Raw genomic sequence first — 573 nt, 5'->3', positions numbered from 1 at the left:
GATCGCGCCGGGCGCGGACGCGGACATCGTGATCTACGACCCCGCGGCGGAGCAGGTGATCTCCGCCGAGACCCATCACATGAACGTCGACTACTCGGCGTACGAGGGCAAGCGGATCACCGGGCGGGTGGAGACCGTGTTCTCCCGCGGCGAGCCGGTCATCGAGAACCGCACCTATGTGGGGCGGGCCGGCCACGGCCGGTACACGCCGCGCGGCACCTGTCAGTACCTCGCCTGAGAGCCCCGAAAGAGGTGTGTTGAGCCATGGACTTCGGACTCGTCCTGCAGACGGACCCGCCCGCCTCGGGCGTCGTGGAGCTGATGAAGCGAGCCGAGCGCAACGGCTTCGGCTACGGCTGGACCTTCGACTCGGCGGTGCTGTGGCAGGAGCCGTTCGTCATCTACAGCCAGATCCTGGCGCAGACCGAGCGGCTGATCGTGGGCCCGATGGTCACCAATCCGGGGACACGGACGTGGGAGGTGACGGCCTCCACGTTCGCCACCCTCGCGGACATGTTCGGCAACCGCGTGATCTGCGGTATCGGCCGCGGTGACTCGGCGATGCGGGTGGCC

At 68.4% G+C, this 573-nt stretch carries 1 protein-coding gene and 1 pseudogene; both read left to right on the top strand.

From position 1 onward, the window contains the following. Positions 1 to 238, top strand: a pseudogene (locus PV364_RS41175) (dihydropyrimidinase); the annotation flags it as partial. A 26-nt stretch (positions 239 to 264) separates the two neighbouring features. Next, positions 265 to 573: LLM class flavin-dependent oxidoreductase (locus PV364_RS41170; RefSeq protein ID WP_319666066.1), on the top strand; the 309-nt coding region annotated here is incomplete at its 3' end.

This window comes from Streptomyces sp. MI02-7b, assembly GCF_033793585.1.
Taxonomy (GTDB): Bacteria; Actinomycetota; Actinomycetes; order Streptomycetales; family Streptomycetaceae; genus Actinacidiphila.
This window is presented reverse-complemented; position numbering and strand designations above follow the sequence as displayed.